This is a genomic window from Mesorhizobium sp. P3_A9 (assembly GCF_056402975.1).
The window spans coordinates 1-2,496 of the sequence record NZ_JBFUGJ010000564.1; the positions used below are offsets into that span (position 1 = coordinate 1).

Consider the following 2,496-nt stretch of genomic DNA (forward strand, 5'->3'; position numbering starts at 1 on the left):
GAACTGAACGGCGACAGCCTTCCGGGTGCAGCATCATGTGTGACCGAAGCGATCAAAGACGGTCTGAATTTGCAAAAGTCGCTTCCTGCCGGAACTGACTTGAGTGATCCAATTTTCGCAGCCGTGGCCGATGATGGCCGATGGGCAAAGCTTGAATCTGCTATCAAGAGTGCGCAAGCAGCCTACCCAGACCAGACGATTTGGGGAATGACGCTTTATCAGCCGTATCGTTGAGAATGCGCCCCTTTCTCCTGATAGATCAACTGATTCGACAACAAAACTCAAAGCGTGCATGATGTATTCTGGTATTGGGGGATACTTTCATGCATTGGCGTTTGTTTTTAATCGCTACAATTGCGGCCCTAATTTCGGGTTGCGCTGCCGACTATTTGAACCATTACGATTCTGTGACGCTAGCGTCTGGCGATGCCAACCGATCGAATTCGCTCTTGCAGACTGTTGATCCGTTCAATCCGAACAGCCAAAACACGCATATTGAAAGCGATGGCGCACGCGTTGTTGCTGTCGTTAATGGGGCCAAAGGCGGTGGCGCGGCCCCCTACAATGGCAATTGCCCGACTGATCAAAGCACGGCGTCAGATGGCTCCCGTTGCGGCGGGCGTTCCGCTGACAGCCGTCCAGGCGGCGCGACTCCCTAGGGTCTTTTAGCGAGCGAACGCAGTGGCAACGGCTGCTTCGGCGGCCTCACGGATTATCCACGCGGGCGGATTGAAGCCCATCACTTCATAGATCGGCTTGCCGCGTAACCACATCAGATGCAGCGCGGCGCGCGCCTCCGGTGCTACCGGCTCGGTCGCATTCCACAAATGGCTAAGATTGACTGTCCATTCCCACCAGTTGGCGCGGTCGCTGCCGTTGCCGCCTTTAAATAAGTGATCCACATCCTTGTCAGTCATTTGTTCGGCTGCGATCAGAACCGCGAATGCACCTGATACGCCCAAGTCCAGACACTTCCTGTTGTTCATCCAGACAGCTTGCATCTGTGGTCGGTCAGCGCTGAATAGGACGCGATCGAATTGCGGTAAGACGTGGAATGCCGGCTTGCCAAATTTGTTGGTGTACGCCTGTCGCGTCATCAAGCCGTCGCGGAATACGAAACAGGCGTCAGGTTCGATGAGGTAACATGCGTCGATCATTGTTGGCACATCCTCATGTATTTCTGTTGCGCGATCGTAGCGGTATCGCCGCTGACGACTGCTAGCTCGCCTAATAAATCGCGTTCGATATCAGGGCGAAGTTTTGGGCAATCGCCGTCCTGATCGATGGTCGCTGCATAAAGCGCTGTAGGGTCGTCTTTGATGGTCGCCGCATACGCCTTGCAGTCCATTTTCCATCTGGCATGAGCCGCGCGTTGCTCGTCGTTCAAACGGTCCAAGCCCGGACTGCGAAACGTTCGGCGAATGGCCGCTGTGAGCGCGTCTAGTCGCTTGGTGATTTCAAGTCGGCGCGCCATTCAACATACGCTCCAATTCGTCTAGGCGGCTGCGCAGTTCTTCGATGGCGTCCACATCGGCCAATCGAGCCAGTGCGGCGGCAACGTCTTTCGCTTCTGACGCAGTGATGTCGCCATTGCGGAGCGCTTCGCGAACGTCATCGGGCGTTGCATCTTCGAACTCGATTGTTCGGCCGTCTTTCGGCAGCACATGAGCCAGGACGATTTCAACCGCCCAACGCTCGCCCTTCCCTAATGCTTCCTGCAATTTGGCGATGGCATCCGGTCCAAGCGCCTTCACTTGGGCTAACAATTCGCGGCTGACTTTGGCTTTTGCACCTTTGGGCCGTCCGCCAGAACCGGGCGCAAATTTGCCGCCCGCCAATCGAACGACGCTAAAATTAGTGTTGGCATGCGTCGTCATTTTAGACGTGCTCCACATGGATGCCGTTGGCGATGCACCAACGTTCGAGACTTTCGGTCAGGGTGTAGCTGTTGCCGTCCCGGCGATATGCTTTTGGGAACGCTCTTGTGCGGCGGTAGTACGCCAACAACTGACGGCTTGGATTTCCCATGAGGATCAACACGCTCAAGTGATCCAACAGAGGAGTTGCTGCCGGCGCAGGAAGGCACACCCGCGCCGGCAGCTGGAAAGCGCGCTTGGTCATCTCAAGCTGCTTCCGATAGAGCGATGCTCATCACTTCGTGAGGCGTGATGTTGGCTGCAACGCTGATGTGTTGGACCGCATCGCCAAACCAATTGCGAACGGCGTGGATTTCGTCCGTGGTATTATCAAGATCGCGAATTGCGGCATCTGCCATTCGCGTTGCGGTCTCAATATCTGGACCGTCAGCAAGGATGTCTTGTGGAGTAGGCTTTCGCAGCGCTGCCGTTTGCGCAAAGCGGTTCACGGCGTTTGTGCGCGCAATGCTCTTCTCAAGCTCAGGGCGCATCACATCGGGCATTTCCAGCACGTCCCAATTGTCAAACATGATTGCGCCGATTTCGCCGGTAGCGTCCCTGTGAGCGAGTTCGATGATCT

At 55.7% G+C, this 2,496-nt stretch carries 7 protein-coding genes; 2 read left to right on the forward strand and 5 right to left on the reverse strand.

The genetic code is table 11. The annotated features are described in order from the left end of the window. Positions 1-234, forward strand: a 234-nt coding sequence (locus AC1DX0_RS34490; protein WP_477358848.1) for a hypothetical protein, incomplete at its 5' end; no start/stop codon positions are given. Positions 235-323: 89 nt separating this feature from the next. Next, a complete protein-coding gene (locus AC1DX0_RS34495; protein WP_477220600.1) occupies positions 324-659 on the forward strand; it encodes a hypothetical protein in 336 nt (111 codons plus the stop codon). 6 nt (positions 660-665) lie between these two features. On the opposite strand, the gene AC1DX0_RS34500 is transcribed toward AC1DX0_RS34495, so the two are convergent. The 5 genes from AC1DX0_RS34500 to AC1DX0_RS34520 all read right to left on the reverse strand — a co-directional run. Beyond that, on the reverse strand, positions 666-1,157 hold the full coding sequence (locus AC1DX0_RS34500; RefSeq protein ID WP_477220599.1) for a hypothetical protein: 492 nt from the start codon (positions 1,155-1,157) through the stop codon (positions 666-668). Next, a complete protein-coding gene (locus AC1DX0_RS34505) occupies positions 1,154-1,474 on the reverse strand; it encodes a hypothetical protein (RefSeq protein WP_477220598.1) in 321 nt (106 codons plus the stop codon). The genes AC1DX0_RS34500 and AC1DX0_RS34505 overlap by 4 nt, the downstream gene beginning before the upstream one ends. Next, positions 1,458-1,877, reverse strand: a complete 420-nt coding sequence (locus AC1DX0_RS34510; protein WP_477220597.1) for a hypothetical protein — start codon at positions 1,875-1,877, stop codon at positions 1,458-1,460. Before AC1DX0_RS34510 ends, AC1DX0_RS34505 begins: the two co-directional genes overlap by 17 nt. Before the next feature lies 1 nt (position 1,878). Beyond that, positions 1,879-2,121, reverse strand: a complete 243-nt coding sequence (locus AC1DX0_RS34515) for a hypothetical protein (RefSeq protein ID WP_477220596.1) — start codon at positions 2,119-2,121, stop codon at positions 1,879-1,881. A 1-nt stretch (position 2,122) separates the two neighbouring features. Beyond that, the coding region (locus tag AC1DX0_RS34520; protein WP_477358851.1) for a hypothetical protein at positions 2,123-2,496 on the reverse strand (374 nt) is incomplete at its 5' end.